General features: G+C 43.7%; 3 protein-coding genes. All 3 read left to right on the top strand.

Annotation, left to right across the window (positions count from 1 at the left end; translation table 11 throughout):
• Nucleotides 1-1,015 (top strand): uroporphyrinogen-III C-methyltransferase (locus ABYB02_RS15325; RefSeq protein WP_372763272.1); only part of this gene is annotated, 1,015 nt, incomplete at its 5' end.
• Nucleotides 1,012-2,121: a heme biosynthesis HemY N-terminal domain-containing protein gene (locus ABYB02_RS15320; RefSeq protein ID WP_372763271.1), complete on the top strand. Its 1,110-nt coding sequence runs from the start codon at nucleotides 1,012-1,014 to the stop codon at nucleotides 2,119-2,121. The genes ABYB02_RS15325 and ABYB02_RS15320, both read left to right, overlap by 4 nt.
• Before the next feature lie 55 nt (nucleotides 2,122-2,176).
• On the top strand, nucleotides 2,177-4,000 hold a 1,824-nt coding region (locus tag ABYB02_RS15315), incomplete at its 3' end, for a CHASE domain-containing protein (protein WP_372763270.1).

Raw genomic sequence — 4,000 nt, 5'->3', positions numbered from 1 at the left:
TGCAAAGGCGCGTAATACGGAGGAAAAACATAAGCAAAAAGTCAGTAAAATTGCGATTATAGCGCTTATTATTTCGTTAATTGTGGCCTCCGGAGTGGGCTATGAATTTTACCGCAAACTTAATGCGGGTAAAACGCAAGCAGTTGCAGTGACTGCACTCACGGAGCAAAATAAATTACTGCAACAACAACTGCAAGCACTGGAGTCGGCGCAAGCTGATTTACAGCAAACGCTGGTTGCTACTGAACAAAAAGTGGCTGCAGAGCTACGCGAAAGTGCTCTAAAAAGCGAGCAGCAACTCGAAGCCGCATTACAACAAGCACAGCAACAAGGCGCGTCGCTAAACCCACAAGAAGTGACTAGCTTACAACGCATGGCTGAGTTTAAGTTATGGGCTGAACAAGATTACCAAGGCACTAGCGCGGTATTAAAACGCTTGAACGCCTTACTGAGTGAGCACCCCGGTACCATTAGCGTACGCCAAGCGCTCACCCAAGATATACAAACATTAGACAACTTAAAACCGATTCCGGTAGAAGCCATTTATCTGCAACTCGCAAGTGTGTTGAATAACATTGATAATTTAGTGTTTAATGCGGTGAACTTACCAGAAGAAGCGGCAAAAAAAGAAAGTGTATTAAGTGAAGATATTAATGATTGGCAGCAAAACTTAGCAAATAGTTGGCAGCAATTTTTAGATGGTTTTATTACTATTCGTCATCGTGAGGGTATTGCGGTAGAGCCAATGTTAAGTGAGCAACAACGTCATTTAGTGAATCAACGTATTAAGCTTTATATCACCCAAGCGCAAGATGCGTTATTAAGCAAACACGCCAGTGTGTATTTTGCAGCACTAGCAGAAGCTAAACGATTAATTGCCGAATACTTTAAGCAAGATGACGAAGTGGCCAAAATGGTATTAAAGTCGTTGGCTAATTTAGAAAAAGAAGCACTTAATTTTAACCCCGACGTCACCTTACACAGTACTGCGAAAGTGAAGGAGTGGGCAAAATGATAGGGTTGATCATCTTAATCGTTGTACTGGTGATAGTATTAGCGGCGGCGCCATTTTTATTGGATGAAAAAGGCTATGTGCTGATTGCGTTTAACAATACCACCATTGAAGGCACTATTGTGTCGTTTGTGGTGTTGCTGGTTGCAGTATTAGCCGTATGCTACCTAGGCTATAAACTGCTACGTTATTTACTGTCGTTTTATCGCCATACTAAACACAGCTTTTTTGCTCGTAGCCAACAGCGCAAACAAGCGGCAATTGAGCAAGCATTGTGGAGCGTGATCAACGATGACTACGAGCAACTTGAGCAAGCATTAGCAAATAACAGTGCGCCAGCGCAATACCAAGACATTCGTTTGGCGTTATTAGCCAAGGCCGCGCTTGCCAATAATCAGCCAGAAAAAGCCGCAGAGCGGTTAGTTGAAATAAGCCCTGAACAACAGCTAAAAGTAGCCAAACTGTGGTTGGCAAGCGGGCATAGTAGTGCAATTGAGTCACAACTACGTGTGAGAGCCGAGTCGAAAAAAGCCACTCCACTGGAGTTAAAAGTGTACACCGAAGTATTGGTGCAGCAGCAACACTTTACCGCTTTAGAAGCATTTTTACCGCGTTTGTTACGTAAAAAAGTATTAAACGATGAGCAATGGACTCAAGTGTTTTGTGCCTACTTTGCCTCTTTTCCAGCCGATGCGCGAACTAGCAAATATAAGCAATTACCTAAAAAGCTACAGCAGTATGCCTATATTGCTTACTTAACTGAAATGGCAAAAGCCGGGCAGTTAACTGCCATTGAAAGTGATTTAATTAAGCTTGTTAAGTACAACGAACAGCATCAGCAACTAGCATATATTTTGAGTAAAGCGACAGCCGGAAATGCGCAAAAGTTACAAAGTAGTATTCAAGAGCGCTTGATAAAAGATGAAGACAATAACGCATTACTGTTGGCATTAGCGTGTTTAGCCAATGCTCAAGGTGATTATGACTTGGCTGCTAGAGTATTTGATAAAGCACTTAATAACGACAATAAAAAATACTATATGCAGCAAGCGGCACTCAGTTATGAAAAAAGTGCGCAAATAGATAAGGCATTAGTACTTTATAAATAATGATTACTGCACTCAGGTTTAACCGGTAGCGCAGGGAGCGCAGGGAGCGCAGGCGATGAAGAATGTATTTACCTTGTCTTTTGGCTTAGCCTGCGCTTATTTGATAACGGGTTATCTTAGTAACTTATTACTTGCCATAGACGGCTATGCCGTTGGCTCGTGGCCACCTGCCGGCATTGCTGTGGCGGGTTTTTTATTATGGGGCCAAAAATCAATAGTCGGCACGTTTATAGGTGCGTTATTTACTAATTTAATCCATCTTGATAGCGCCAGCGACATTTTAAATTGGCAAATCTTTATTCAAGCTATGGCCGTCGCAACGACGTCGGTATTTCAAGCGTGGTTAGGTGCGCAACTAATCACTAAAGTGATAAAAGCGCCCCTCGACTTATCTTCCCTTAAACGCAACACGCAAAGCTTATTAGTTGCAGGCCCACTGTGTTGTATTATTGGTGCGGCAGTTGGCACCAGCTTATTAGCGTTAAATAACGTGATTCCACAGCATGCCGTGGTTAATAATTTTATTATGTGGTGGATTGGCGATAGTGTGGGGGTTGTTATTTTTACGCCACTGCTACTGGCTGCGTTTAACTATTCGCAAGTTCGTCAGCGCTTACAGGTTATTGTGCCGTCTTTGGTGATCTATATTGTTATTTGTGTCAGTTTTTATGGCGCGACCAGTGCTAAAAAAACGCAAGATATCGCCCAGCAGCAAGCAAAAATACACACAGTAAAAAATACGATTGAAAATGAACTAGCGGAAATAACCGCGCACTTAACATTACTCGCTACCTTTTTTGCCAGTAGTGAGGATGTGCAGTTTAAAGAGTTTGTTCGTTTTACTAGCAAGCAATTGGCGTTAAGTGAAGAGGTGCTGGCATTTCAATGGCTGCCCTATGTTCCACATCAGCAGCTGTCACAGCATCAAGCATTGAGATCCCGCACTGTGACAGAAAATTACTATGTGAAACAGCGCTCGACAACGAATAACTGGCAAGCCGTTACAGTGCGTGATGGCTATTATCCGGTGCAATATATAAACCCATTACCGGGGAACAATAGCCTACTTGGCTTTGATTTAGCCGCAGACCCCGCAATAGATGAGACACTTAAGCAGTCTAAAACGTTAAACGAGCTGATGATCAGCAAGCCGTTACAGTTAGTGCATGGCACAAGCGAATTGGCGGTGCTATTTTTTCAACCGGTCTTTACTAACACCACTAGTGATGACGACTTTAAAGGCTTTGTCGTGGCTGTGGTGAGTGTAGAAACACTCGCGCAGACATTAGCGGCTAGCCAAGACCACTTAGTCACGGCAAGCGTGGTTGATGTCACTACAACTGATGCGCCGCACGCAATTTATACTGCCGATCACAGCGATATGACGTTATTGGCAAGCTATCAGCTACTTATTGGTAAACGCCAGTGGCAGGTTGACTTGCATCAACCCCGTAGTCGCACAGCGTGGTTAATATACTGGTTAGCACAACTTGCCGGGATGATATTTGTGTGGTTGCTGGTGACGTTTCTTATCTCTGTAACCGGCACTAACATTCAAATCGGTGAACAAGTCGCGAAGCAAACACGCTCACTGCGCCGCGAAAAACAAAAAGCCGATGACGCGAGCCGCATCAAGAGTCAGTTTTTAGCAAATATGAGTCACGAAATACGCACTCCCATCAATGGTATTAAAGGGCTGCATTACCTCGCGTTACAGCAAAATGATTGGCAACAAGCACGCAGCTATATTGAGCAAGCGGACGGGGCTCTTGGGGTGTTGCTGCGGGTATTAAACGATGTACTCGACTTTTCGAAAATGGAGGCGGGTAAGCTTAATTTAATTCCACAGCCAGTGGATGTAGCACGCTTAGCTGAAGAG

This window comes from Pseudoalteromonas sp. (assembly GCF_041613455.1).
Classification (GTDB): Bacteria; Pseudomonadota; Gammaproteobacteria; order Enterobacterales; family Alteromonadaceae; genus Pseudoalteromonas.
This window is presented reverse-complemented; position numbering and strand designations above follow the sequence as displayed.

Coding starts and splice junctions, on each gene's coding strand:
- ABYB02_RS15320 (WP_372763271.1), top strand. CDS start 1,012: ATGATAGGGTTGATCATCTTAATCGTTGTACTGGTGATAGTATTAGCG.